General features: G+C 44.8%; 31 protein-coding genes and 1 tRNA gene. 7 read left to right on the top strand and 25 right to left on the bottom strand.

Going from position 1 to position 26222, the window contains the following annotated elements:
- Positions 1-4: 4 nt before the first annotated feature.
- The 3 genes from ACMXYU_RS06700 to dapA all read right to left on the bottom strand — a co-directional run bounded on the left by ACMXYU_RS06700 (position 5) and on the right by dapA (position 3312).
- Positions 5-952, bottom strand: a complete 948-nt coding sequence (locus ACMXYU_RS06700) for a D-2-hydroxyacid dehydrogenase (RefSeq protein WP_415900822.1) — start codon at positions 950-952, stop codon at positions 5-7.
- Between the two features lie 86 nt (positions 953-1038).
- Complete coding sequence (gene bamC, locus ACMXYU_RS06695) at positions 1039-2424, bottom strand: outer membrane protein assembly factor BamC (protein ID WP_415900820.1); 1386 nt, start codon at positions 2422-2424, stop codon at positions 1039-1041.
- Between the two features lie 12 nt (positions 2425-2436).
- Positions 2437-3312 (bottom strand): 4-hydroxy-tetrahydrodipicolinate synthase, encoded by an 876-nt coding sequence (dapA, locus tag ACMXYU_RS06690; protein ID WP_415900819.1) that lies wholly within the window; start codon positions 3310-3312, stop codon positions 2437-2439.
- A gap of 300 nt (positions 3313-3612) precedes the next feature.
- Here dapA and ACMXYU_RS06685 point away from each other — a divergent pair, with 300 nt between their 5' ends.
- Positions 3613-4080: a peroxiredoxin gene (locus ACMXYU_RS06685; RefSeq protein WP_415884277.1), complete on the top strand. Its 468-nt coding sequence runs from the start codon at positions 3613-3615 to the stop codon at positions 4078-4080.
- A 31-nt stretch (positions 4081-4111) separates the two neighbouring features.
- On the opposite strand, the gene ACMXYU_RS06680 is transcribed toward ACMXYU_RS06685, so the two are convergent.
- Both ACMXYU_RS06680 and ACMXYU_RS06675 read right to left on the bottom strand, forming a co-directional pair.
- Positions 4112-5194 (bottom strand): AI-2E family transporter, encoded by a 1083-nt coding sequence (locus ACMXYU_RS06680; protein ID WP_415900817.1) that lies wholly within the window; start codon positions 5192-5194, stop codon positions 4112-4114.
- A gap of 12 nt (positions 5195-5206) precedes the next feature.
- Positions 5207-5443, bottom strand: coding sequence for a sulfurtransferase TusA family protein (locus tag ACMXYU_RS06675; protein WP_415891701.1), 237 nt, complete (start codon positions 5441-5443; stop codon positions 5207-5209).
- A gap of 98 nt (positions 5444-5541) precedes the next feature.
- Between ACMXYU_RS06675 and ACMXYU_RS06670 the strand changes: the two genes are divergently transcribed.
- On the top strand, positions 5542-6978 hold the full coding sequence (locus tag ACMXYU_RS06670) for a M48 family metalloprotease (protein WP_415900816.1): 1437 nt from the start codon (positions 5542-5544) through the stop codon (positions 6976-6978).
- Positions 6979-7050: 72 nt separating this feature from the next.
- Here ACMXYU_RS06670 and nadA read toward each other — a convergent pair whose 3' ends face one another.
- The 15 genes from nadA to ACMXYU_RS06595 all read right to left on the bottom strand — a co-directional run bounded on the left by nadA (position 7051) and on the right by ACMXYU_RS06595 (position 18126).
- On the bottom strand, positions 7051-8103 hold the full coding sequence (gene nadA / locus ACMXYU_RS06665; protein WP_415885027.1) for a quinolinate synthase NadA: 1053 nt from the start codon (positions 8101-8103) through the stop codon (positions 7051-7053).
- Between the two features lie 313 nt (positions 8104-8416).
- Positions 8417-8492: transfer RNA gene (locus tag ACMXYU_RS06660), tRNA-Lys, on the bottom strand.
- A 50-nt stretch (positions 8493-8542) separates the two neighbouring features.
- On the bottom strand, positions 8543-9226 hold the full coding sequence (gene queC, locus ACMXYU_RS06655) for a 7-cyano-7-deazaguanine synthase QueC (protein WP_415900815.1): 684 nt from the start codon (positions 9224-9226) through the stop codon (positions 8543-8545).
- An 18-nt stretch (positions 9227-9244) separates the two neighbouring features.
- Positions 9245-10048 carry a tol-pal system protein YbgF gene (gene ybgF, locus ACMXYU_RS06650; protein WP_415900814.1) on the bottom strand — a complete coding sequence of 268 codons (804 nt, stop codon included), beginning with the start codon at positions 10046-10048 and terminating at the stop codon, positions 9245-9247.
- 3 nt (positions 10049-10051) lie between these two features.
- Positions 10052-10564: a peptidoglycan-associated lipoprotein Pal gene (pal, locus tag ACMXYU_RS06645; protein ID WP_415900812.1), complete on the bottom strand. Its 513-nt coding sequence runs from the start codon at positions 10562-10564 to the stop codon at positions 10052-10054.
- Between the two features lie 97 nt (positions 10565-10661).
- Positions 10662-11969, bottom strand: coding sequence for a Tol-Pal system beta propeller repeat protein TolB (gene tolB, locus ACMXYU_RS06640; RefSeq protein WP_415900811.1), 1308 nt, complete (start codon positions 11967-11969; stop codon positions 10662-10664).
- 46 nt (positions 11970-12015) lie between these two features.
- A complete protein-coding gene (tolA, locus tag ACMXYU_RS06635) occupies positions 12016-12909 on the bottom strand; it encodes a cell envelope integrity protein TolA (RefSeq protein ID WP_415900810.1) in 894 nt (297 codons plus the stop codon).
- A 3-nt stretch (positions 12910-12912) separates the two neighbouring features.
- Positions 12913-13329 (bottom strand): protein TolR, encoded by a 417-nt coding sequence (tolR, locus tag ACMXYU_RS06630; protein ID WP_415900808.1) that lies wholly within the window; start codon positions 13327-13329, stop codon positions 12913-12915.
- 13 nt (positions 13330-13342) lie between these two features.
- The gene (gene tolQ, locus ACMXYU_RS06625) at positions 13343-14011 is read right to left on the bottom strand and encodes a protein TolQ (protein WP_415884264.1); all 669 of its coding nucleotides are present in this window, start codon (positions 14009-14011) and stop codon (positions 13343-13345) included.
- A 220-nt stretch (positions 14012-14231) separates the two neighbouring features.
- Positions 14232-14609: a TraR/DksA family transcriptional regulator gene (locus ACMXYU_RS06620; RefSeq protein ID WP_415900806.1), complete on the bottom strand. Its 378-nt coding sequence runs from the start codon at positions 14607-14609 to the stop codon at positions 14232-14234.
- 131 nt (positions 14610-14740) lie between these two features.
- Positions 14741-15751, bottom strand: coding sequence for a Holliday junction branch migration DNA helicase RuvB (gene ruvB, locus ACMXYU_RS06615; protein ID WP_415896389.1), 1011 nt, complete (start codon positions 15749-15751; stop codon positions 14741-14743).
- 14 nt (positions 15752-15765) lie between these two features.
- The gene (gene ruvA / locus ACMXYU_RS06610; protein WP_415900804.1) at positions 15766-16398 is read right to left on the bottom strand and encodes a Holliday junction branch migration protein RuvA; all 633 of its coding nucleotides are present in this window, start codon (positions 16396-16398) and stop codon (positions 15766-15768) included.
- Complete coding sequence (locus ACMXYU_RS06605) at positions 16399-17064, bottom strand: trimeric intracellular cation channel family protein (RefSeq protein WP_415900802.1); 666 nt, start codon at positions 17062-17064, stop codon at positions 16399-16401. It abuts the gene before it with no gap.
- 5 nt (positions 17065-17069) lie between these two features.
- Positions 17070-17591 carry a crossover junction endodeoxyribonuclease RuvC gene (ruvC, locus tag ACMXYU_RS06600; protein WP_415896391.1) on the bottom strand — a complete coding sequence of 174 codons (522 nt, stop codon included), beginning with the start codon at positions 17589-17591 and terminating at the stop codon, positions 17070-17072.
- Between the two features lie 253 nt (positions 17592-17844).
- Positions 17845-18126 carry a DUF3622 domain-containing protein gene (locus ACMXYU_RS06595; RefSeq protein ID WP_415885039.1) on the bottom strand — a complete coding sequence of 94 codons (282 nt, stop codon included), beginning with the start codon at positions 18124-18126 and terminating at the stop codon, positions 17845-17847.
- Between the two features lie 192 nt (positions 18127-18318).
- Between ACMXYU_RS06595 and ACMXYU_RS06590 the strand changes: the two genes are divergently transcribed.
- Together ACMXYU_RS06590 and ACMXYU_RS06585 are read left to right on the top strand one after the other, a co-directional pair.
- Positions 18319-18738 (top strand): DUF2185 domain-containing protein, encoded by a 420-nt coding sequence (locus tag ACMXYU_RS06590; RefSeq protein ID WP_415900800.1) that lies wholly within the window; start codon positions 18319-18321, stop codon positions 18736-18738.
- A 138-nt stretch (positions 18739-18876) separates the two neighbouring features.
- A complete protein-coding gene (locus tag ACMXYU_RS06585) occupies positions 18877-19296 on the top strand; it encodes an Hsp20 family protein (RefSeq protein WP_415881564.1) in 420 nt (139 codons plus the stop codon).
- A 14-nt stretch (positions 19297-19310) separates the two neighbouring features.
- Here ACMXYU_RS06585 and ACMXYU_RS06580 read toward each other — a convergent pair whose 3' ends face one another.
- From ACMXYU_RS06580 to ACMXYU_RS06560, 5 genes are all read right to left on the bottom strand, one after another.
- Positions 19311-19883, bottom strand: a complete 573-nt coding sequence (locus ACMXYU_RS06580; protein WP_415900798.1) for an O-acetyl-ADP-ribose deacetylase — start codon at positions 19881-19883, stop codon at positions 19311-19313.
- Positions 19880-20215 carry a cupin domain-containing protein gene (locus ACMXYU_RS06575; protein WP_415900797.1) on the bottom strand — a complete coding sequence of 112 codons (336 nt, stop codon included), beginning with the start codon at positions 20213-20215 and terminating at the stop codon, positions 19880-19882. The genes ACMXYU_RS06580 and ACMXYU_RS06575 overlap by 4 nt, the downstream gene beginning before the upstream one ends.
- A 95-nt stretch (positions 20216-20310) precedes the next feature.
- On the bottom strand, positions 20311-21006 hold the full coding sequence (locus tag ACMXYU_RS06570) for a DUF3592 domain-containing protein (protein ID WP_415900795.1): 696 nt from the start codon (positions 21004-21006) through the stop codon (positions 20311-20313).
- 111 nt (positions 21007-21117) lie between these two features.
- Positions 21118-23121 carry a methyl-accepting chemotaxis protein gene (locus ACMXYU_RS06565; RefSeq protein WP_415900794.1) on the bottom strand — a complete coding sequence of 668 codons (2004 nt, stop codon included), beginning with the start codon at positions 23119-23121 and terminating at the stop codon, positions 21118-21120.
- A gap of 32 nt (positions 23122-23153) precedes the next feature.
- A complete protein-coding gene (locus ACMXYU_RS06560; protein ID WP_415900793.1) occupies positions 23154-24095 on the bottom strand; it encodes a tRNA-dihydrouridine synthase in 942 nt (313 codons plus the stop codon).
- Between the two features lie 175 nt (positions 24096-24270).
- Between ACMXYU_RS06560 and thpR the strand changes: the two genes are divergently transcribed.
- From thpR to ACMXYU_RS06545, 3 genes are read left to right on the top strand one after another with little or no spacing between them, the layout of a single operon-like run.
- Positions 24271-24792, top strand: coding sequence for an RNA 2',3'-cyclic phosphodiesterase (thpR, locus tag ACMXYU_RS06555; RefSeq protein WP_415900792.1), 522 nt, complete (start codon positions 24271-24273; stop codon positions 24790-24792).
- A gap of 49 nt (positions 24793-24841) precedes the next feature.
- Positions 24842-25273 carry a GNAT family N-acetyltransferase gene (locus ACMXYU_RS06550; protein ID WP_415900791.1) on the top strand — a complete coding sequence of 144 codons (432 nt, stop codon included), beginning with the start codon at positions 24842-24844 and terminating at the stop codon, positions 25271-25273.
- Complete coding sequence (locus ACMXYU_RS06545; RefSeq protein ID WP_415900790.1) at positions 25266-26213, top strand: AraC family transcriptional regulator; 948 nt, start codon at positions 25266-25268, stop codon at positions 26211-26213. The genes ACMXYU_RS06550 and ACMXYU_RS06545 overlap by 8 nt, the downstream gene beginning before the upstream one ends.
- Positions 26214-26222 lie beyond the last annotated feature (9 nt).

The raw sequence follows: 26222 nt of genomic DNA, 5'->3' as shown, positions 1-26222 counted from the left end.
AGAATTAAACAGGATTAGCGTGCTCACCTCGTAAGAACGCCTGAATATTGTCTGCTGTTTGCTGAATAATGCGGGTACGAGCTTCTAGCGTTCCCCAAGCGATATGCGGCGTCACCAATAGATTAGGTATAGACGGATCTAACAAAGGGTTACCATCTTTTGGCGGTTCTACAGTGAGTACATCCGTTGCTGCGCCCGCGATTTCAGCAGACTTTAGCGCATCCGCAAGATCCTTCTCATTCACTATTCCACCTCGAGCCGAATTAACTAAAAACGCCGTGTTTTTCATCTGCTTGAAGGTGCAACGATCAAATAAATTTTCCGTATCATCTGTTAATGGACAATGCAGGCTGATCACATCCGATGTCTCAATCAACTCATCCAAACTTACTCTATCTGGATTTTGACCGTTACTGCTCAAGCTTTGTGCCACCAATACCTTCATTCCAAAAGCAGACGCTACACTCGCTACGCCCTGCCCTAGGTTTCCGTAACCAATAATACCAAGCGTCTTACCTTCAAGTTCTACAATCGGATAATCCAGAAAACAGAACTGGTCAGAACGCTGCCACTGACCTTTTTGTACATCGTTAGCGTAAGAAACCAAATTAGTGTGCAAAGCTAAAATCATTGACCATACATGCTGCACAACAGAGCTGACCCCATAAGCAACACAATTAGACACTGGGATATCTCGCTCAGCAGCCGCAACCTTATCAACCACATTCGTGCCTGTTGCAAGCACACAGATATATTTAAGCTGCTCAGCAGCATCCATTACATCAGCCGTAATCGCAGTTTTATTGGTAATTAATATATCTGCACCCTTAACTCGTTCAAGCACCTGATCTGACCGAGTTAATTCATAGCAGACCAATTCTGAAACACTCTTTTCGATAGGAGAAAGATCTATCGTTTCCAGCCCTTTTAAATCCAAAACTACAGCACGCATAAATCACTCCTACTGATATAAAAAACCACAAAAAAAGGGCCTTGCGGCCCTTCTTAATAAGATGATATTGCTCGCAACACCATCTTTTATGCTTTCGGTAAATTCTCTTTAATTTCCCAAAGAATTTCTTCAGCCACAATAGATGGAGCCGACAACCCTTGAGAGGTTAATACACTTAAGAATACACCTGCACGAGTTCTGATAAGTTTCAACTGATACTGACCGGTGTGCTCATACTTACCAGTAGATTCATTGTAGATACCAGAATCTTCACCACCGAAGACGTAGATAGGTTTGCCAGCGAACCAGATCTTATAACCTTTTTTGTTACCTTCATCTTCTGGGTCAGTTAGGGAATCTTTCGCTTCACCCTCTTTCACACCTTGAAGATAAGCAGCAGTTTTACCTGTTGTATAACTTATACCACCCTGTTCTTCAGTGTTGATACCCAACGCCTCAGAGATAGCACTCGTATCGAGTTTAATATCACCTCGATCAGAGTGAAGCCACTCAAAGAAACCTTGTTCTTCAACATTTTCAAACGGTGTAGAAGTTGTATAGGTCATATAGAAGTAACCCGTATCTGAATCACGAGTACCTACATCCATATCCGCTTTGTCCACCGCTACGCTGATCTCATTCCAAGCAGTAGAAGCATCCGTGTTCATCTTCAGAACAGGATTACCACGGGAATCACGACCTAGTTGAGTACCTACACGACGTTTTTCGTTGAAAGCAATAAGTGTTTGAGCATTTCGTTGACCAGACGCTTTACCTAAGTAACGCAGCATCTCAAACATCATATCAGACTTGAAGGTAACTCCCTGAGCTTGAGTAGCCCAATCAATGTTTGTTACCTCTTCCTCAGCCGCAAACCGAACATGTTCCATACCGATAGTAGTTCGAGAAGGATCACCTGCCACAGGTCTTAAGCTAACTCGCAATTTATCTTTAGCATCACCAGGGATATCTTGGAAGGTTAAACGCTTAACCCAGGTATCGACGAAACCAAATTCTTTAGCGTCGTGATGGATCCATTGAGTTTCCATACGACCCTGACGTGGATCAGACTTGACTATATCAACACCATTAAACTGCCAAAACTCCTGCAGTTTCACCCAAACACTGGTAATACCTTCATCAACAATGATAAGTTTTTCACCGTTTTCACGTTTCAGGTTAACAGATTCACTACCTGCTTCAGCGTAAAAGAACTCAGGACGAGGAACATCGAAGCCCCCCGTACGCGTCGTCGCTACATTACTAATTTCAGGAATAGCCAATGTATCTGCTGTCTGCTTCGCTTTTAGATGTCCTGGCATCTCTAGGCGTTGGCTCGTTTGCGCCAATTCATAATCCTGACTACGGTCACGCACTATGCCGTTGTCACCGTAGATCGGGTTATCATCCAACATACTGCAGCCAGAAAGCAGCGCTCCAGTAACCACTGATACAGATACAATTTTCTTCATGAATATAGTCGCTTAGATAATGTTAGTGCTACGCATCGCTTCACGAACAGTCTCGTGACACTCTTCTGCTAGTACAGTTAGAGGCAAACGAATACCTAGCCCCATGTAGCCCATTTCAGCTAGCGCCCATTTAACCGGAATTGGGTTCGCTTCAACAAACAGTTTTTCGTGAAGTGGCATTAGGCTGTTATTTAGCGTACGCGCTTCTTCTGCTTTACCAGACATCGCCAAAGCACACATTTCAGCCATCTCAGCAGGTGCAACATTTGCAGTTACAGAGATGTTACCTTTACCACCCTCGAGCATTAGCTCTACTGCAGTAGCATCATCACCAGAGTACACAGCAAAGTCCTCTGGCGCTTTCGAAATTAGATCGATACCGCGAGGCACGTCACCTGTTGCTTCTTTAACACCCACAATGTTGCTGATCTCAGCAAGGCGAAGCACAGTTTCAGTCTGCATATCACAAGCAGTACGACCCGGCACGTTGTAAAGGATCTGCGGGATATCTACTGCTTCAGCAATCGCTTTGTAATGCTGGTACAAACCTTCTTGAGTCGGCTTGTTGTAGTAAGGCGTCACAAGCAAACACGCATCTGCACCCGCATTTTTAGCTTCAGCAGTTAGTTCGATTGCTTCGGAAGTTGAGTTTGCACCTGTGCCTGCAATCACTGGGATGCGGCCTGCAACACGATCAACTACACGTTTAATCACTTGGCAATGCTCATCGCAGTTTAGTGTAGCGGACTCACCCGTAGTGCCCACAGCGACGATGGAATCAGTGCCCTTATCCAGATGCCAATCTACCAGTTTGTCTAGGGAATCCCAATCGACGTCTCCGTTAGAAAGCATAGGGGTAACAAGAGCAACAATGCTGCCAGTAATCATTTTTTTCTCCATGAGATTTATATCAGGTTTTGCAAAGGACAAAACTACTCTGCCCTAGTGCGTATTACAACCTTAAAACTTGACTAATCGACCCTAGGCGGCTGAAAAGATTCAATTTTTCCTTAGGTCGATCCAAATAGAGGGCTAAGAAGGAATATTTCTACTTTCACTCACAAAAGATTGCCAATTACTCGTGTAATAGATCACTTATAATCTAAACCATATCTGGTATCGTATTAAGAGACGTATTCTATACGATTTTATACTTTGTTGAGTAGCCATCATCACTAAGGATTTACTATGAGCAACGTTGCTATTGATCAAAAAGTCCCATCTTTTACCGCTCAAGCCACTAGCGAGCAGACTGTTGAACTGGATGCACTGAAGGGCAAAAACATTGTTATCTATTTCTACCCTAAAGACAGTACACCTGGCTGCACAACCGAAGGGCAGAATTTCCGCGACGCTATTGATCAGTTTGAAGCAGCAAATACTGTGATTTTCGGCGTTTCTCGTGACGGCATGCGCGCTCATGAAAACTTCAAAGCAAAACAAGAGTTTCCATTCGAGCTGATCAGCGATCCAGATGAAGAACTGTGTAAACTATTTGACGTAATCAAGCTGAAAAAGAACTATGGTCGCGAGTACATGGGTATCGACCGCTCTACATTCTTGATTGATGCTGAAGGCGTATTACGACAGGAGTGGCGTACTGTAAAAGTTAAAGGTCATGTCGACGAAGTACTCGCTGCGGCTCAAGCACTATAAATCAGAATAACAGATACAAAAAAAGCGGTGTTTAAACACCGCTTTCTTCTAATTCTACAGGATGCTGTTTCGCCTTAGGCCAAGAGCTCAAAATAGCCTTGATCAAAGTTGCTAGCGGAATCGCGAAGAACAATCCCCAGAATCCCCAAAGTCCGCCAAATACCAATACCGCTACGATAATCGCAACCGGATGCAGGTTTACCGCCTCAGAGAATAACAACGGAACAAGTGCGTTACCATCCAACGCTTGAATAATGCCGTACGCTACCATCAGGGTCATAAATTCACTACTCCAGCCCCACTGGAAGAAAGCAATCAACGCTACTGGAATCGTTACCAGTGCTGCACCAATATATGGGATCAGTACAGATAATCCGACCAAAATACCCAATAGCGCCGCATAGTTAATACCTAAGAAGATAAAGGTAATATAGGTCACAGTACCTACTACGATAATCTCTATAGCTTTACCGCGGATATAGTTAGCAATCTGATCATCCATTTCAGTCCAAACGCTGGTCATCATATCGCGCTTTTCAGGCAAAAATGATACCCACCACTTAGTCATTACTGCCCCATCCTTAAGGAAGAAGAAGACTAAAATAGGCACCAACACTAGATAGATCAGTAACGCCATCACCCCGGTAATCGAGTTTAAAGAGAAGGTCACCACCAACTGTCCCATCTGCGACAGTTCAGCAGCAGCAAGGTCGATCAGCTCTAAAATGCGAGCCTCCGATATAAACTCTGGGTACTTCTGCGGTAATAGAAGTAATACCGACTGGATTTCCGATAAAATGCCGGGGAGCTCATTAAACAGATTGACCGCCTGACGCCATGCCAACGGCATAACAATCAAGAACAGCGCAGCCAAACCACCGACAAAAGCCAAAAATACCAGTATGACCGAAAGTAGGTGCGGAACATTCAACTGCTTTAAGCGATTAACCCCACCCTGCATCAAAAATGCTAGGATAATACCCGCAAAAACCGGCGCCAAAGCCTGACCTAAGGTCAGGATCACCAGCAATGCAGCGCCTAACAAAACAAAGAGCAACAACGCCTCTTCGTCCGAAAAGTAGCGCTCTATCCATTTACTAAATATCTTGCGCATAAGAAACCCTGCTTAGCCTCGACGAATCAGATAAACATAAGGTTCCTGATCAGTGAACGATTCCAACAATTCATGGTCAGATTGATCGGCATAGGCTTTAAAATCTCTGATAGAACCACTATCAGTAGCGATAACTTTTAACACTTTACCCGCTTCCAATTTATTAAGCGCTTGTTTAGCTTTCAGGAGCGGCAAAGGACAATTTAATCCAGACGCGTCTAATGTCTCGTCGAACGAATGTGTAGTCATTAACTTTTCTTAACGTAATTTTTGTTGTCGTTATCAATTAAGTTCAGCACTATATACCATTCTTGTTTGTATTAGCACGGGCTTTTTCGGATACCAGTATGCACAATGGACTTATTGCTTTCCTCTTAACAATCTTGTTAAGTGTTTCACCCTTAAGCCTGAAAGCAGATACCCAACTACCCGATATCGGTGGCAGTGGTTACAGCATTATCTCTCAGCAACAAGAATACCTTTTGGGTCGCGCTTGGGTGCGCATGCTTCGCGGCAGCTCACGCTTATATAAAGATGCAGTTGTAAGCCAATATGTCGAAGAACTCACTTGGAATTTAGTCACATATAGTCAACTCACGGATCGCCGCTTAGAAATTTTGGTTCTGGATAATCCTACCGTTAACGCCTTTGCAGCACCAGGTGGCATTATCGGTGTTCACACCGGTCTACTCCTTACAGCACAAAATGAAGCGCAGTTAGCCTCAGTACTCGCACATGAGCTAGCTCACTTAAGCCAACGCCATTTTGCTTCACAACTAGAAGAACAACGCCGCAACAAGCCTTTCTTCATTGCCAGTTTATTAGGCAGCATCTTATTAGCGGCAGCAGATCCTGAAGCAGGCGTTGTCGGCATGCAATCATCGATGGCAGCCTCCGCCTCTTCACGCCTCTCTTTTAGCCGCCAGAATGAACGTGAAGCCGATTACATAGGCATGCAAACCCTGACTCAAGCAGGCTACGATCCAAAATCTATGGCCGATATGTTCCGCCAACTGCAGCAACAAGCGCGCTTTAGCCGTATACCGCCAGAATTTTTGCTAACTCACCCAGTGACCCAATCACGTGTATCTGACGCACTAAACCGTGCTGAAACAATCAATGTGATTAATGCCAAAGAAAACAGCATCCACTTTAATATCGCTAGCGCACGTATTCGTACCGGATACGCTAAAGATCAAAAACAGCTGTTAGAGAAATACCTAAACACGCAAAAACAGCAGGACAACGACAGCTTAAGATACGCTATTGCCCATACTGCGATAGCGGTTAAAGACTTTGAGCTTGCGCAAAAGAACATCAACCGCTTTAGCAAAAGCTTTAAAAGCCGCCTAAGCGCTCGTTTAATCAAAGCAGAACTTGAACTCGGTAAAGAGAACTACCGAGAGGCCGCGAAGCAACTGCAACATCTTAGAAACCTATTCCCGGGCAGCCAAGCAGTGTCGTTTATATACGCCGATACGCAAATCAAGCTAAACCAACCGCACCTTGCGGTACAAGCTTATGAAGATCTGGTCGAGAAAGATTCTAATGACAGCCGCGCATGGTACCTGCTGGCAGAAGCCTACGGATTGGCTGGCGATATTGTCGGCGTACACGAAGCCCGCGTTGAATACTTCCTGCTAACTGCCAATGTGGATAGAGCCCTAAGGCAGATCGATTATGCTTTGCGTGAACCAACAATTAGCAGCACTGAACGCGCTAGGTTAGAGCAAAGGCAGGAAGATGCGAAAGAGATTAGGGAATCTTTGAAGTTGGATTATTGATTTAAGACACCTACACGGCAACTGAAACAACATCTATTGGCAATAAAAAACCCGCTTTCGCGGGTTTCAAATTTACTTATTCAGCTCTGCCGAGAAATCGAGCATTCGCTGTAAGGGCTTGCGAGCATCGACGATTAGGGATTCATCGACGTGGATCTCATCTTGCCCTGTTTCTAGTGCGTGAAGCACGCTCTCTAGACCGTTCATCGCCATCCAAGGACAGTGAGCACAGCTACGGCAAGTTGCGCCAGAACCGCCAGTAGGCGCTTCAATAAACTGTTTACCTGGCGCTGCTTGTTGCATCTTATAGAAGATCGCTTTATCCGTCGCAACAATAAACTGCTCATTTGGCAGATCACGTGCAGCATTGATAATTTGCGTGGTAGAACCGACCGCATCCGCAATCTCTACGACTGAATCTGGTGATTCTGGGTGAACCAGCACCGCTGCATCAGGGTAAACCTTTTTAAGGTCTAGAATACCCTGCGCTTTAAACTCTTCGTGTACGATACAAGCGCCATCCCACATCAGCATCTCAATACCTGTTTGACGCTGTACGTAAGTGCCTAGGTGCTTATCTGGCGCCCAGATAATCTTTTTACCTTGATCCGCTAAGTGCTCAACAACTTGTAGTGCAATGCTGGAAGTCACCACCCAATCGGCACGCGCTTTTACAGCGGCAGAAGTATTGGCATAAACAACCACTTCGTGGTCTGGATGAGCATCACAGAATGCGGAGAACTCTTCGATTGGACAACCAATATCAAGAGAGCAAGTCGCTTCAATTGTTGGCATAATTACGCGCTTTTCCGGCGTAAGGATCTTAGCCGTTTCGCCCATAAACTTAACACCAGCAACAACCAACGTGCTAGCAGAATGAGCATTACCAAAACGCGCCATCTCTAAAGAGTCAGATACACAGCCACCTGTTTCATCTGCTAGCTGCTGCAGAACTGCTGAGGTGTAATAATGCGCTACCAGACAAGCATCTTTCTCTTTTAGCAGTTTTTTAATCTTCTGCTTATACTCTTCAACCTGCTCCATAGTCATATCTAGAGGCAAGTGTTCTTTAGCGAAGTGCTCCTGCACGAGGATGCGATCTGAAATATCCTGTTGGCTCAACATGTGACGTAATACTCATAAGTTGTACTGATCGACTACCTGCTCACCTAGGTAGCTTTATTACCTGAGGATCACCCAGATAAAAATTAGGGGACGTAGTATAGCATAAAAGCGGCTAGGTTCAGCTAGGTTCAGCTGGGTTCAGCTGGGTTCAGCTGGGTTCAGCTGGGTTCAGCTGGGTTCGGCTGGGTTCGGCTGGGTTCGGCTGGGTTCGGCTGGGTTCGGCTGATTCAAGCTGCATTTAGCTGTTTCTTACCGTTTTCCGCCGAATTTCAGACATAAAAAAACCAGCTCGAAGGCTGGAGTTTTAAAGTGGTGGTGGGTCGTATAGGATTCGAACCTATGACCAATTGGTTAAAAGCCAACTGCTCTACCGACTGAGCTAACGACCCACACAGAGGACGCGTATTTTACGTATCCTTAATGCAAAAGCAAGGCTTTTTTATTGATATCGGGTCGGATCTTCCAAGCCTGCATCAACAAAGCCTTTTGCGCGCAAACGACAACTATCACACGCGCCGCATGCCTGGCCCTCATCGTCTGCTTGGTAGCAGGAAACCGTCAAACCGTAATCAACACCCAGACGAGTACCCTCTTGGATGATCTCTTCTTTGGTTAGGTCGATCAGCGGTGTTTCAATCTTGATTGGATCGCCACTAACGCCACGCTTAGTCGCAAGGTTTGCCATGGTTTCGAAGGCAGCAATATATTCTGGACGACAATCAGGGTAACCGGAGTAATCGACTGCATTGACACCAATAAAGATCGCATCAGCTTCCAGTACTTCAGCCCAACCTAGTGCTAAGGACATGAAAACTGTATTTCGTGCCGGAACGTAGGTCACCGGAATCTCATCGGTTTCCTCTTCTGGTACATCGATGCTGTGGTCTGTTAGTGCTGAGCCACCAAAATCTTCTAAGTGAAGACGGATGACACGGTGTTCAGCCGCATCAAGTTGCTTGGCAATTTTCTTAGCCGCATTTAACTCAGTTAAAGAGCGCTGACCGTAATCAAAGCTCAATACATAACAGCTGTAGCCACGTTCAGCAGCCATTGCCAGCGCTGTTGCTGAATCCAGACCACCAGACAGCAACACCACTGCTTTTTTTGAAGCAGAAGAATTCATGTGTATTCCAAAGATTGATTAGAGCTGACGCTTAAACTCTTTAGCTAAGCGAACCGCATCAGAATCAGGGTATTTATTGATTACCAGATCAAGGTATTCGGTTGCCTTAGCTGTGTCACCTAACTGATTGTAGATGATACCTAGCTTATACGCTGCATCCGGCGCTTTCGGGTTATCCGGGAACTGAGTTAACACCTGCACGAATGATTCACGCGCTTGTTCAGGCTTTTGCTCTGCTAAGTGAATCTCACCTAGCCAGTAGTAAGCATTAGGCAAACGTACACTTTGTGGGTAATCCTTCACAAAAGCAGAAAATGCTTCAGCCGCTTTTGGGAAGTTTCTCACCTTAACCAGACCAAAGGCTTCACGATAAGCCTGTGCATCACCCGCTGATGGCGCTAAAGGCGCAACATCTGCTGGCACTTGCGGTCTAGATACCGATGAACTTCCCTCTAACACCGGCGCGTTATCAGCACCTAACTGGCCAGACGTAGCTGGCGGTGTTAAAGCGGGATCCCTTAAAGCGGTGATACGACCATCTAGATCGCGATAGCGTTCTAGCTGTTGGCGTTCCATCTGCTTTAGGCGGTAATCTTGCTGCTCTACTTGACCACGTAGAGAACGCACTTCGTCCTGCAACTGCTGGACGATAAGTATCAGTTCACTATTTTTTGAAGCCGAGTGGGCATTGTAGGAAGGCTGTTGAACATTGGCAGGCGAAGCGCCAACACCCAACTCAATAACGGGTACTTCTTCTGCTACAACATTAGCGCTGATCGCCAGCGCTAATGCAGTAGAAAGAACGGTAGAGTTCGAAGTCATAAATTAACGAGATACGTACTTCAGTTCCACACGACGGTTCTGGCTCCAGCTAGATTCGCTGTGACCCAAAATCGCTGGTTTTTCTTCACCAAAGCTAACAGTTTCGATCTGAGAAGCAGATGCACCGTTAACCTGCATAAAACGAGAAACCGCTTTAGCACGACGTTCGCCTAACGCGATGTTGTACTCACGCGTACCACGCTCATCGGCATGACCTTCCAGTACAACCTGAACAGATGGATTAGCAGCAAGGTAAGCTGCATGCTTCTCTAGATCAGCAAAGCCGCCTGCTTTAACTACTGATTTATCGAAATCGAAGTAGAAAACAGTTTGTAGGTTAGCAACAGAATCCATTGAAGAGCCGGAAACAGAACCCTGATTAACACCTTGTGTAGTGCCAGTATCAGTACCTGTAGTTACGCCACCTTCAGTAGATGAACCACCTGTAGAACAACCTGCTACCCATGCTACGGATAGCGCTAGTGCAGCTGCTTTAGTTACGTTGGAAGCTCGCATTGATCACTCCTGTATATTTGCTGGTCTTCCCAGCAAGCAAAATATTATTGAATGCCGCCATGTCCAAATCTGAACATAAGTTAATGTCTATAAACTTTTATTGCAAGTAGGGGCTCCATGCTGGTTCCCTAACATCACCACTACTTGCCGGTAAAATGAAGCGCACACCACCATCTAAGGTAACGCCGCCCAAGACCCCTCTTACACCTTTTTGCGTAGCATACAGAATAATACTGCCATTCGGCGCAATGGTTGGGGACTCATCTAAAAATGTATCGGTCAGGATATCTAAACGACCTGTTTTAAGATCCTGAACTGCAATTCTGAATACGTTATCTACGCCACGGTGAACCATCGCCAAGAAACGACCATCCTGAGTCAAACGACCACGGGAGTTATAGTTACCTTCATAAGTTACACGCTCTAACTGACGTGTTGGCAGATGAATACGATAAATCTGCGGCTGACCACCACGGTCAGAGGTAAAGATAAGTGACTGACCATCAGGCGACCAAGAAGGTTCCGTATCGATGCCATAATGGTGAGTAATTCGCGCCAGGCTACGAGAACGCAGGTCTAGAACATAAACCTCAGGGTTACCATCTTTAGATAACACTATCGCAAGTTTATTACCGTCAGGTGACCAAGCCGGCGCACCATTCAAGCCTCGGAACGACTGAACCTTTTCTCGCTTACCTGTCGCTAAATACTGAATGTAGATAGCAGGCTTACCGGATTCAAAAGACACATAGGCCAATTTAGACGCATCACGAGACCAAGCCGGAGACATCAGCGGCTCGCTCTGTTCACGAATCGTGATTGGACGCGCACCATCGGAATCAGCCATCTTCAAACGATAACGACCTTTACCACCACCAAACTGTTGAGCCGTTACATAAACGATACGAGTTGAAAATGCACCACGAACACCGGTTAGCTTTTCGTACACCATATCCGAGATATAGTGAGCGATATCACGCATATTCGCTTGGCTACCCGATACACGCTCTGCTAGTAGCTGCTGCTCTTTAAGCACATCGTAAAGTTCAAACTCTACTTTTAGCTCTTTACCTTCAGATGGCAACTGACGACCGATCAATAGAAACTCAGTTTTGCTCACGCGCCAATCGCGGAAGTAAACCTGATCACGCTTGTTTGGAAAGCTCAGCATATTGCGGCGATCCATTATCGAGAATAGACCGGTACGGCCTAAGTCATCAGATACGATCTGCGCGATATCTTCCGGTAAAGCAAAGCTACCATCCCAAGAAAACGGTACAACAGCGACTGGTGTAGGCTCATCAATACCTTGGGTAATTTCGATTGCCAAATCACCTTCAGCGATTACGGAAACCGAAAACAACAGCGCAAATGTAGCTATTACTCGCTGTAAAACTCTGTTCATTTAGTTCTCCTTAAACACATAGCCGCCATACCAGTTAAAAACAGGCTTAATCCCGTAGATCTTCAGGACGGAAACGCAATACACGCTTACGGAAGTATCGATCAAACACAACCGAATCCATCTCCTGAAGTTTTTCAAATACTTGTACCCGCTCAATCGCACGCAAGGCATCGTTATCGAAACGAGCATCACCACTAGATTTACTAACATACAGATCATTTACACGACCTGATGGTAAGAAATGTACGGTAATTTCTACCACCATACCATTTCGTGCAGTCGGTGAACGACGCCAGTTCCGGGTAATCTGCGTGACGATATACGCCTCATAGCTCATTGCCGCAGCACGCTGCTCTTCAGCTTGCAGCGCCGCTTCTTCTGCCTGCAACGCCTGCATCAGCGCTTCGTTGCGGGCTTTTTCTTCTGCTTGTTTTTTCGCTGCTGCTTCAGCTTTTCTTTTCTTCTCTTCAGCCGCTTTCTTCTCGGCTGCTTTACGTTTCTTTTCGTCGGCTTTACGTTTTTTCTCAGCTGCAGCCTTCTTTAAACGATCTTGTTCAGCTTTCTTTTTAGCGTCTTCCTTACGTTTTTCGTCAGCTTTACGCTTCTTTTCAGCCTCAGCTTTCTTTTTCTCTAGCTGTTTTTTCTTTTCAGCTTCTTTCTTAGCTTTTTCCTGCTTACGTTTTTCGTCCGCTTTACGCTTCTTATCTTCTTCAGCTTTGCGGATTTGATCCGCCTTCTGCTTGGCCTTAGCTTCAGAGGCTTCTTTACGCTGAGCAGATAGCGTGGTCAGGTCGACAATCTGCGCCTGAACATGACGAGGGACTTTACGCTTCTCCTCTTTGTGCTCAAACCAGCTCTGTGCCAACAAAACCACAACAAAGATATGAAGTATGACAGCAAGGACTGTAGGAAGAAGATAACTACCCGGTCGCAAAATCAACCCCTACTCCGTCACCAAGCCTACGCTCGGCGCGCCTGCTTGCTGTAACAAAACCATCAACTGCACAACCGAATCGTAATTCACATTACGATCACCGCGTACCAGCAGCATTTTCTTAGGGTTACTTGCTAAAATTTTGGCCACACGATCCTGAACAATATCCGCCGTAACCGCTTCTTTAGGGTCACCACCAATATCGATGAAGTACTCACCTTCGGCATTAACCGTCACGATAACCGGTTCATTATCTTCGTCATCGACAGGCTCTGCCGCTGCTTTAGGCAGATCAACATTAACGCCCTGTGTCAGCATCGGTGCTGTAACCATAAAGATCACCAATAGCACCATCATGACATCAATGTAGGGCACCACATTAATGTCAGCATTTAACTTACGTTTTTTCTTATGCCGTCTGATCATCGATCAAACCCGCTTAGTTGGATGCGTGCATACGACGATGCAAGATAGAAGAGAATTCGTCAGCAAAGGTTTCGTAGTTACCTAACAGATACTCAACCTGCGCAGAGTAGCGGTTATAAGCAATTACGGCTGGAATCGCCGCAAATAGACCAATCGCTGTAGCGATCAAAGCCTCGGCGATACCTGGTGCTACAGCGGACAATGTCGCTTGGTGAACATTCGCCAAACCACGGAAGGAGTTCATTATCCCCCATACTGTACCAAACAGACCGATATAAGGGCTGGTAGAACCTACTGTTGCGAGGAATGGCAGGTGCTTTTCTAGCTTATCTTCTTCACGCGCTAGCGCTACACGCATACTACGCTGCACGCCGTCCATGACTGAATCTGGGTCATAACCTGCTTGCTGAGTTAGACGCGTATATTCTTTGATACCCGCGCGGAAGATATTCTCGGCACCACAGTCAGAATTTGGTTCGTGATTAATCTCTCGGAAAAGTTGGCCAAGATCGACACCAGACCAGAAGCGATCTTCAAAGTTACGAAGTGATTTACGCGCGCTGCTTAACACCGATTGGCGCTGAAAGATCATCACCCAAGAAAGTACTGACGCTAATAAAAGCATTAACATTACTAGTTGAACCACGATACTTGCGTCGGCAACCAGACTCCAGATCGACATTTTTTCGACCACAGCACTTCCCTCTAAAAATTTGGTACAGGATACAATTTACCGGCTTTGTGATTCGTCAAAAACCAATAAGTTCCATCCATTTAATAGATAAAAAAATGAAGGCACAACAATAACAGTCATGGCGATTAATACAAGGAAAAACCAGCGTTTGAATTGACTGTTTGGGAAGGGTTTTCCAGCTATCAGATTAGATAGCTGGCGAATAGATCTAGGCGATTTTCTTTAACGCAGATTCGTGGATAGATTGGCAACGTATACAGCGTGATGCAGTAGGGTTAGCCTTTAGACGTGTCAGCTCGATCTCCTCACCACAGTTGATGCATTCTCCAAAGCTCCCCTCTTCAATACGCTTAAGCGCTTCTTGGCATTCAGCAATCTCGTCATGATGACGCTGAAGCGTTTCAAACTGACGCTCCAACTCAACAGCGTGTTCCACTTCTTCACCGATATCTCGCACTTCGGATACAGAAGTAGATGAGATTTGGTCTCGCAACTCTTCTTCGAGCTCGGCTTTTAGCTGAATAAGTAAACGATTAAGCTCAAGTCGGAATGCAGTGATCTCTGCATTACGAAGTATGGCCGTCATATTGTTACCTGTTATTTTTTTCAGTTATTTGGCAGGCATATTAGACGGCTTTTCTTCTGTCGTATCTTGATTGATGTCAGATTAACCAACAAATCCTATTTTTTATAGGGTTTATTGATCCAGATCGTATTTTAAGCCTCTTCAGGCTTGGCGATTCCGAAGTGCTGATAAGCATGATCTGTTACAACTCGACCGCGCGGCGTGCGCATCACAAACCCTTGCTGAATTAGATAAGGCTCTAGCACATCTTCAATGGTGTCACGCTCCTCACTAATTGCAGCAGCAAGGCTTTCTACACCAACAGGACCGCCACCAAATTTTTCAATCATAGTCAGCAACATACGACGATCGAGATGATCGAAACCATGGTGATCGACGTTCAACATATTTAGTGCACGATCGGCGATATCACTATCAATTACACCATCACCTTTTACTTCAGCGTAATCTCGGGCACGGCGCAACAAACGGTTAGCAATACGCGGCGTACCGCGAGATCGTTTTGCCACTTCGCACGCACCTTGCGTATCGATCTTAGTCCCAGAAAGGTCTGCTGATCGAGCAACAATACTGGTCAGATCTTCAACGTTATAAAACTCTAAGCGCTGCACGATACCGAAACGATCACGCAACGGAGAGGTCAGCAAACCTGCGCGTGTTGTCGCTCCCACTAATGTAAATGGAGGTAGTTCTAATTTGATAGAACGTGCTGCTGGGCCTTCACCAATCATAATATCCAGCTGGTAATCTTCCATTGCTGGATAGAGCACCTCTTCAACATTCGGGCTTAGACGGTGAATTTCATCGATAAATAGAACGTCATTTGGCTCAAGATTGGTCAACAACGCTGCAAGATCCCCTGCTTTTTCAAGCACAGGACCAGAAGTGGTTTTGATCTCCGAACCCATTTCATTGGCAATGATGTTAGCCAAAGTTGTTTTACCCAAACCTGGCGGGCCAAATATCAAAGTATGATCTAACGCCTCATTACGCATCTTCGCCGCTTGGATGAAGATCTCCATCTGCTCGCGAACGACAGGCTGGCCAACGTAATCCTCTAACGCTTTCGGGCGGATAGCGCGATCATGCGCCTCTTCTACTGGGTTACTTAAAGGCGAGATAAATCGATCAGCTTCAATCATAACTATTTACTCTATTAACCAACCATGGAGCGTAAAGCGACACGAATAAGATCTTCACAGCTCGCACCAGAACCAAGAGATTTATGCGCTTGCTCAATCGATTTAGTTGCTTGAACGGGCTTATAGCCCAACGCGACCAATGCACTTTCTGCTTCAGCGCGGTTATCACTAACCGTTTCGAATGATGCCATATCAGGACCATCTGCCGCCGATAGCTGAAACTCATCCGAAGATTCCAACCCAAGCGCTTTAATCTTGTCTTTCATCTCTACGATTAAGCGTTCTGCGGTCTTCTTACCAACACCTGGCAACTTAATCAAAGACGCGGTATCACCATCATTTACACAACGCACAAATTCAGTTGTAGAAATACCGGAAAGGATAGTAATCGCCAATTTCGGCCCAACGCCATTAGCCTTAATCAAGGTTCTAAAAAGCGAACGCTCTTGCTTATCGATAAAACCATAAAGTAACTGCGCATCCTCTCGCACGACAAAGTGGGTAAAGAGCGTTACCTGCAATCCAACTTCAGGTAGTCGATAAAATGTGTTCATAGAAGCTTCCACTTCGTAGCCCACACCATTTACATCAAGCACTAACTGTGGAGGCTGTTTTTCTAACAACTCACCTTTTAATCGACCAATCACTTACTTTTTATCCTTATCTAATTTTTCTAGCTTATGACCTGCCACAATAAACTCAGGCAACCTGAGATCTGCGAACATCGCAGCCATACGCAATACAAAGATGATTACCATAGAGATCAGCGCTACTGGCTGCCCAGGGATATACGACTGAAACACCACAAAAAATACCGAGCCTGCTAATGCACAGGTCGCATAAAGCTCACCATCTCGCTGCAAAATTAGCGGTATCTGCCCAGTCAAAAGATCTCGAATCATACCACCAGCACAACCAGTGATAACGGCCATCATAACAACGATAATCGGCGGCAAACCAAGTCCTAAGGCTTTTTCGGCACCTAACACGGCAAACAGAGCCAGCCCCATAGCATCCAGTACTAACAAAGTGCGTCGAGGGTACTGAATATATCGACAGACAAAGAAAGCAACTACCGCAGATATAATTGCAGTCCATAAATAAGAGGTATCTGCCACCCAGACAACGGGATGAATATCTAAAGTGATATCGCGAATCGTGCCGCCACCTAAAGCTGTCACTATCGCTAAAACAACCACTCCTAGAATATCCAGCTGCTTACCTTGAGCTGCTAAAGCCCCAGCAGTTGCAAATACTGCAACTCCAATTAGATCAGCAATATAGATAAAATCAGCGTAAGCCATCTCATTCATGACGTTTATTGACGCCTCCAACTGGCATTGCGACTAGACATAGAACCGGCTGTTTTAATTAAGCTATTACGAGTATGCGCATGACAGAGTGCAATTGCGAGTGCATCGGCAGCATCCGCTTGAGGCAAGCCGGGTAATTTTAGAATATGTGCCACCATATGCTGAACTTGTGATTTATCAGCCGAACCTTTACCTACGACCGACTGCTTAACTTTACGAGCAGCATATTCGTAAACCGGTAACTCCGCATTAGTACCTGCAACAATAGCGACACCACGCGCCTGACCAAGCTTTAGAGCAGAGTCGGCATTACGTGCCATAAACACCTGCTCAATCGCAAACTCCTGGGGACAATAGCGCTCGATCACTTCAGATACACCGGTATACACCTGCTGTAATCGCTCTGGTAATTCATCACCTTTAATACGAATACAACCACTGGCAACATACTCATTTTTATTGCCAACGCAGTTAATCACACCGTAACCGGTGATTCGGGAGCCTGGGTCTATTCCTAATATCAGCATCAAACTAATCTACTGGTTATTTATACAGCAAAGAATAACGTAGTCTTAATTGTTAAGGAAGGCTTTGTGGTCAACAATATAATCGAAGATAGATTTAAGGCAGTTATAGCCACTGATATGACGGCATTCTATTTTATAAAACGAATAAGCCCTATCTAAACAGATAGGGCTTATTTTGACCGTCACTAAAATCCTTGCCATAGAAGCAATACTCATCCAATCAGAACTGTCTAATTGAAAAATATAGCAAAGGTTATTCTTCGTCTTCGAATCGAGCTCTTGCTTCAGCCTGACGCGCTTCTATCTCAGCACGCTCTTCGCGCTTTTCCGCTTTACGCTTGTTACGCTCTACTTGCTGGCTCATAAACTGTTCTAATTCAGCTTCAGCCCAAACCTTGGCCTCATCTTCAGTCGCAAAGCCATCCTGCTGTTTGGAGATAACAGTTTTACGTGCACTTGCCTGACGCAAGATCTGAGCACTCCAAGTTTCCCCTTCAGCAACTAACTGAAAATCGTACTTTTTACCTTTGGCCATCTATTTTTCCTGAGGATCTGACTGTAAAAACAGCGCATTCTAGCACGCTTAGTAATCGGGTTAGACTGATTTATGTAACTTTAGGTTAATAAAGTAACCTGCAGCACATTTTCTTAACCTTTTAATGGCTAGCATAGGGCCCTATGAGCGTTTAAAATAGGCCTGCAATTAATTATTACTGTTTGAGTGCACATGAAATCTGTTGACGTTGATACGCCTAAAACTACTAAATCCGAAACTAACCAAACCAAAAACGGCTTCTTAGCGCTGGTTTCAAAGCTTTGTTTTGATGAAACCCTGCCTATTCGTTTTATGTACAAGACAGTTCCTGAACACTTAAACGATACAGGCTGGCGTATGTTTACGGGTTATGAAACCGAAGAGTTTCTGGAAGATCAGCTTTCCAACCTTCTTCCTGTCCCAGTAGAAAAGATGTGCCGCCTAGACCCATCCTTGAGTGAACTGGTTACCTACAATGCTGGTACAGTTTGGGAACGTGCTCCTGGCTCAGACTCATGGGAACGTGTGCACGATTACCGTATTCCTTCGCACAATGTTGATGTAGAAATCACCAACGACGTTGATCGATTTAACGTTGAAGAAGAAAAATAATCCCCCTTACGCTTGAATTCTCATCAAGTGACATTATCTAAATAGTTAACCGAGGCTCAAAAGAGGTCGGTTAACGGCTCGCTCAAGAGAGGAGCCAAACTTTTAAATTTAGATATATTGCTTGATGAGGATATACAGATGCGTGAATTCGATCTATCTCCACTATACCGTTCTGCCATTGGTTTTGACCGTCTAGCTAACATGCTAGATAACGCTAACCGCAACGACAACCAGCCTTCATTTCCTCCATACAACATCGAACTACTTGGAGAAAATAATTACCGTATTACCATGGCTGTGGCAGGCTTTGAAAAAGACGAATTAGATATTCAAAGTGAAAGCGGGACTCTGACGATTACGGGTCAGAAGAAAGAACAAACTCAAGATCGCCAATACCTTTACCAAGGTATAGCTGCGCGTAATTTTGAAAGACGTTTCCAACTAGCGGATCATGTAAAAGTGACTAAAGCCTCGATGGAAAACGGTTTGCTTCATGTTGATCTGATTCATGAGATCCCTGAAGCGATGAAGCCGCGTCAGATCCAGATCGAGCACTAATACTGCCAGAGCTCTCACTGACAGTGCTCTAGGACAAAAAAGGAGGCCATGTTGCCTCCTTTTTTAATGGCTTCAGGAAGTTTATCTGAGGCCTTTTGATATACCGTAAGCAGTTCATCACTAAACAAGCAAAATACAACCTCTTCAACGCTTGTCTCTTTTTTCAATTCACTCTTAACCGTGAATAACGCAATCTCTGCAGCCTGCTCCAATGGATAGCCATAAACACCACAACTGATCGCCGGAAATGCGATTGTTTTGATATGGTTTTCGTTGGCTAAAGCCATCGAGTTACGATAGCAAGCTTCCAACTGTGCTGACTCACCATGATCACCACCCCGCCAAACCGGCCCTACCGTATGAATAACGTATTCAGCAGGAAGACGATAACCTTGGGTAATTTTCGCTTTGCCCGTATCACAGCCATTCAGTGTGTGACATTCAGCTAACAGATGGGGTCCAGCTGCTGAATGAATTGCACCGTCTACACCGCCACCACCCAACAAACTGTTGTTCGCAGCATTAACAATTGCATCAACGTTCAATTGGGTAATATCGTTCTGAACAAAGCTAATTTTAGCTGTCATGATCCAGCCTCCTTAGGTTCATTGTAGTGAACAGCGAGCCATATCGTTGGTTGATCAGAATCAGTCCATTCAACACGGTGTCGTTGATGTGCAGGGAAACAGTAACTGTCACCTGCATTCAGGGTAAATTCTTGATCTGGATTTGCTGTACGAAGCCCAGCGCTTCCAGAGATAACGATTACCCACTCATCCCAAGCTTGGTCGTACCATTCCCCTTCGGGGGTTGCGTGGGCATGAGAGATAATACGTTCAATGCGAAACTGATCAGTAGAGAGTAACGGGTCGAACTTTTCTGATTCTGGTCCCGAGCCTGACAAGTCATAGAGGTTCATTGTGCTACCACTCACTGATTGGAGCAGACAATGTCACTGCCTGCTCAATTAATTTATAAACCACTTTCATGACACTTAAGTGACACGTTATAAAGTTAGGCAACTTCCGGAAGAAATGAGAGATCAACGTGGTACTTAGTAGGATTGTTGCGGTCGATATAAACAGTGAGTTCATCAGTCACAACATATTCAGTCGGATCAAACCAAATATCATCACTTCTAAACAGATAGATCTTGTTATCTTCTGGATTGTGCCACTGCAAACTAATCACAAACGGGCTTACACCATCCGTTTCCATACAGGTGTTCCTGTCTAGCGTATGAATCTGAGCTTTAATAGGTACACCCTGAGTTTTCAGGTAATCACGTTTTCTGCCTTTCATACCGCTAAATATTAGAATAAGTATGCCAACAATGAAGAAAACAGCGCCAAGGCCAGCCACAATGGTTGCCCCACCCCAGAGGGTGAAAAAGCCATTAATCTTAGCGTCTTGCGGCGAATTAGTTTGGTAGAGAACCTCAACTACCTCACCTTGCGAGTAGCTAGGAGGGTTACTCCCAGCGCTCGAGGAAAATGTCACTTTCTGACCTTCATTGGTAACAAATGAGACGACAGGATGATAAGTAAGCGAATCACTGCTTCTAGAGGCTCTTAGCTCTATAACTTCTCCTTCAGCAGTAACAGCGGTTTCCAAAAAGCTCTTAGTATTTGTGAATAACACAAACGCTAGGATCAACAGACCTAAGCCAATCAGGCTGAAAAGGTATTTAATGATTGAGATCGCTTTCATCCGATTATCCTTAATAGAATGATTTTTCTAACAATAACGTTTTGCTAATTGGTGCTTAACTTATACAAAAATAGCCCGCTTAAAAGCGGGCTATTTTTAGGTTATGTCTAATTAACTTACGCGAAATTTAGACAGTGTGCTCTCAAGGTGAGATGCCGAGTTAGCCATATCATCTGCTAATGCAGAGGTATTTCTGGCCGCCCCTTCCGATGTATCAGCACTTGCGGAGATTGCAGCCAAACTCTCATGCAGATGATTTACAAGGCCACTTTGCTGTTCAGCTGCTGCAGCGATACCCGAATTCATCTGATTCACTTCCGATAGAGAGTTATCGATCTGTTGCAACACTTCACTCGCACGAGCCATTTCAGAGACATTTTCAGAAACAGAGCTACTGGTATGTTCCATCAATTCTACTGCACGCTGAGCACAGCTAGCGAGCTTTTGAAGAGTCTCACGGATCTCGCCAGTAGAATCCTGTGTACGCTGAGCTAAGGTTCTTACCTCATCGGCTACCACGGCAAAGCCTCGGCCCTGCTCACCCGCTCGCGCTGCTTCAATGGCCGCATTCAAAGCCAATAGGTTAGTCTGATCTGCGATATCACTGATTACACTGGATACTGCATGAATATTTTTAACATCCTGATCCAGTTCACTGATCACAGCGCTGGTTTTAGAAACATCAGAAGCAAGTTCATTGAAAGATGAAGTTGTCTTTTGAACAACGAGCAAGCCTTCAGATGCCATTTCATTAACTTCTTGTGCTGTTGTAGATGCCTGATTGGTATTCATCGCAATCTCTGACGCGCTACTTGCAAGTTCTCCTACACCTTCAGCAATATGCGAGGTTTCCTCTTTCTGACGCGCCACACCATCCCGAGTTTGAGAAGATTCAGCAGAAAGTCGTGAAGAACTATTCGTTACCAAGGTGGTTGCACTTTTAGTTTCTCTCACTAGAGACTCAAAACCTTCGGCAACCTTATTAAGACCTTCAGAGATAGCAGACATCTCATCTTTGCCATAGTGCTCAAGGCGAGCTGACAGGTCACCTGCAGCAAGTTGACCTGCTACCTGTTGGAATCTATCCATGGTTTCAATAGTTGATCGATAGAAGCCCATGAACAGATATATCGCCAGTAACACGGTCACAGCAATAACCGCCAAAACGAGGTTACGACTGTTAACCTGCTTAGAAAGATATTCCTGCTCTTTCTCATACAATGCAGGCAACATCATTTTATACAGATTCAATACCTGCTTGATCGCAGTTGTACCTTCCCCAAACACCCCATTAGAGTTAACAGCAATGCTATCCGGCTCAGTTACATTCTGCTGAATATAAGCGATGTAACTACCTACCGCTTTTTCAGCTGCGATAATTTCCGAGCGCATCGACTCCAACTCAGGCATCGTTTCGCCGTTAGCTAATTCTGGGTAGGTTTTTTCTAAACGACCGATAAGGTTATTGATATAGATATAGCTATCTGGTGTAAAGCCGCCTTTTGCGGCAACACCCGAAGCCTTGCCACGAAGCTGACCTGTTTCATCGATAATCTGTGGTAGAAACACAGCAACGTTATCGATCATAAAAGTAGTATCAGAGTGTGGATCTAATTCGAGGGAGAATTCCCGCAAGATAACTTCATTAAATCGTCTCACAGATGCTGCGAACTCGTTGTGTAGTTCAAAGATGGCAGCAGGTTCAGTGTTTCCGATACTCGATTTGATCTTGCTCCACTGTTGATCAAGTGAAGAAATAATAGTTTGCGTGCTAGAACTAACGTCCGTAGTGCCAGACTTTAATTGGCTAAGCGCTTGATCTACCTTCCCACGACGATCCAACACTTTAGACTCTACACCCGTATTACCGTTTAACAGCGCATTGGTAAGGCCTCGGTGCTGACCAATATTAAGTACTAGAGGCTCTGTTAAGCGGATAATCTCTATCCCCCTAATCTCCTCTTTGGTCAAGTCGATACTACGGCTCAACTCTTGCCAGTAAAAGGTTACTGTCAGCACAAGTGGTATTAGAAATAACACACTGACTAGACTGAACTTTGCTGGGTATTTGAGACTACCCATTAGTTTAGAAGCGGGACTTAGCCAAGATGCCATTTTTATCTCTCCATTGATCCACTTGTGACGTATCAGTCTTTTAGGGCAAGTCTGAGTTCAGAAGGTTCCTTTATTTTTTTAACTTTCTGAAAAAGCATGTCTGCTTCTTTATACTCTCGCTGTAAGTGACTTAACCACTGTTTTATGCGGCCATGCACATATTTGGGCGCAATATCTCGCTCAATGCGGTTTAAGTATGCCTCAATAAACGGCACAACCTGACTCCAGTTATAACTGCTCACCTCCTCATCAGCAAGGTGATATTTTATAACCTTAGCCAAATCAGGCTTCGCAATAAGGCCGCGACCGATCATAATCGTGTCGCAACCACTGACTTCACGACAACGTTGAAAATCCTGCCAATTCCATACCTCACCATTAGCGACTACAGGAAGATCGACAGCCTCTCGAATTCTAGCAATCCATTCCCAGTGAGCTGGAGGCTTGTAACCTTCGAGCTTTGTTCGGGCATGTACGGCTAAACTATCCGCACCTGCTTCAGCTATCGCATGAGCGTTTTCCATCGCCAAGGATTTATCTTTATTGCCCAAACGCATTTTTGCCGATACAGGGGTTTCTGCAGGAACAGCTTGTCTCACCGCCTTTACGATCTCATGAACAAGTTCCGGCGTATCCAATAGAACGGCTCCACCTTTACTGCGATTAACCGTTTTAGCTGGACAACCAAAGTTTAGATCTATCCCCGGTGCGCCAAGTTTGGCGGCTTTGCGTGCGTTACCGGCTAGGACATTTGGATCACTACCAAGCAATTGAAGAATAACGGGCGTCCCTGAAGGTGTTTTACCTCCATTATGTAACTCAGGACATAAACGTCGGAACACTTTAGCGGGCAAAACACGATCACTAACACGCAAGAATTCTGTAACACAGTGATCTATACCACCGACCTGTGTTAACAGATCGCGCATAGTGTAATCAACGACGCCCTCCATCGGGGCTAGGACAATTTTCAAAGCAGGCTATCTTTAGGAATAAAAAAGGACGGCTATTATAAGCTGCAACGGAGACGATAAAAATGAGTAGATGACTTTGAAAGTCACTTTATCAAGCTTTGTAACATTCCTTCCAAGCACCCCTATGATTTACTAAGATAGAAATAACCATAAGCTGTGTTTTTTATTTTTTGCTATGCGCCTATTCCTAGCTATCGATCTGCCTGAAGATCTTCAGGATCGGATTACCGAACTCTATTGTCCTGAACTCGAACAAGTACGCTGGACCGTGACTCATCAACTACATATCACCTTAGTGTTTATCGGCGATCAGCCCCATCAACACTTGGAAGAGATAATTGAAGCGGTATCTGAAACCAGTTTTGAACCTTTTGAACTTCGCCTGCGGAAGATAGGCTATTTCAAATCAGGAATTATCTGGTTAGGCGTAGAAGAATCGGAGCCCTTAAAACGTCTACAAAAGTCGCTAAGTCACAAAATTAGAGGACTAAGCATAGAACTAGAACAACGGAAATACATGCCTCATATAACTTTAGGGCGCAGCAAAAAATTAACACCTGAAGTGGTCAGGCGGGTCAGCCATAAAGGACTGGGATTCACTGCGAATTTCGAGGTTAGTGCTTTCCAGCTTAAAAGTAGTGTTTTGAAGGTAGATGGCGCTGAGTACCTAACCGAAGTGGAATTTCTGCCTGATTGAGGTTTTGCTTTGCAGCCTGACCAAAGAAAACCTGTGATATAGTCAATTGATGGAACCTATCTATCGCACATATCAAGAAAAGGATCTTCAGGCCTTAATCGCCCTGATGAAGCAATTAGGGTACACCCACTCAGAACAATCTCTGCTTACAAATATCAAAGCTGTGCATAAGGCCAGCGGGGAGATTTTTATCGCTGAGTTAAATGGCGCTATTGTAGGCTGTATCTCTGCCATTATAGATATTCGCTTAGCTGAAGGCGCTCATGGTGAAATCGTAAGCCTCGTTGTTGATAAAGAACACCGTGGATATGGCTTAGGCAAAGGATTAGTTAAAATAGCTGAATGTTGGTTATTGAAACAAGTGGATAGCATTCGCATTCGGGCTAATTCGATTCGTAAATCAGCCCACAAGTTTTATCAAGAACTAGGGTACGTAGAAACTAAGCAACAAGTGGTATTAGTGAAAAATAAACATGAATAAGAATCAGGCGAACAAAGAGTATTTACGCCGAATAAATCTAGCAACCACATACATTTGCTCAAACCTAGAGCAGCAATTGAATTTAGATAAGATTGCTCAAGTTAGCTGCTTCTCCCCTTTTCATTTCCACCGTATATTTCACGCCCTCACAGGTGAAACCGTTAATGACTTTATCATCCGCAAAAGAATGGAAGCCTCTGCTAATCGACTGATTTGCCACAAGGAAATGAGCATTACCGAGGCAGCCAACGCAGGCGGTTTCTCTTCGAGTGCTAACTTTTCAAAAACATTTAAAAATTACTTCGGTATCACCCCTAGCCAGATAAGGGACCCAAGCGGAATCAAAGATAGCAAGATTGGAAAACTAACTAGCAAGTATGGAAAAGAATTCAATCCAAGCGATCTGTACTCTCAATTTGTCACTGACCAAGTGAAGTTTGATCCTGACAAATTAGAGGAAATACTCATGCAAGTAACCATTGAAGAACTTAAGGCTAAACGCATCGCTTATCTGACAGCACCAAAGGGATATGACGTTCCCGCCATTTTTGAAACTTGGGATAAACTGGATAACTGGGCTAGAAGCCTGAAATTACAAAATTTTGAAAACCAACGCTTTGCTATCTGCCATGATAACCCTATGATCACGCCGACTGAGCATTGCCGTTACGATGCTTGCGTTCAGATTGAAGACGACACGCCGGTGAGTGAACCATTTGAAGTAGCAACTATTCCGTCCGGTCAATATGCCTCTGCTTATTATAAAGGAGACGGTGACAAAGTAAGTAATTTTTATATGGAGCTCTACTCTCATTGGCTCCCTAACAGCGGCTTTGAGCCCGATGACTTAGCGCCTATTGCGCACTATCTAAACGATACACGGAAAGACGGCTTTGTCGAAATGAATATTTATATCAAAGTTAAACAGCTACAAGACTAAGCGATAAAC

Origin of the sequence: Neptuniibacter sp. QD48_11, from assembly GCF_047778095.1 — a bacterium.
Classification (GTDB): domain Bacteria; phylum Pseudomonadota; class Gammaproteobacteria; order Pseudomonadales; family Balneatricaceae; genus Neptuniibacter.
The sequence above is the reverse complement of the archived record's forward strand: the minus strand, read 5'-3'. Positions and strand labels throughout refer to the sequence as shown.